Consider the following 260-nt stretch of genomic DNA (forward strand, 5'->3'; position numbering starts at 1 on the left):
TACTCGTTAAGCCTTTTTCTTTTCTTTGTTTTTCAATTTTTTTACCAATATCTATATTTTCCATAATAAAATCTCCTTACTTATTATTAAATTTTATTTAAATAAATTAAATTAAAATTAACTTAAGTGAATAATTTATGTTAAACTATATTAAAATTAATTTAATTATAATTTATTAAATTGTAAGCTACAAGGTGATGAGGAGGAAGAGGAATGAAGGAAATAGAGAAATTAAAAGAGGAATATCCACTCTTAAATCA

Annotated in this window: 1 pseudogene; it reads right to left on the reverse strand. The window is 20.0% G+C overall.

The window, feature by feature from the left end:
- Window positions 1-64: pseudogene (locus tag MR079_RS28780) on the reverse strand (DNA-binding protein); the annotation flags it as partial.
- Window positions 65-260 lie beyond the last annotated feature (196 nt).

Origin of the sequence: Bacillus cereus group sp. BfR-BA-01381 (genome assembly GCF_022663555.1) — a bacterium.
Lineage (GTDB): Bacteria > Bacillota > Bacilli > Bacillales > Bacillaceae_G > Bacillus_A > Bacillus_A pacificus.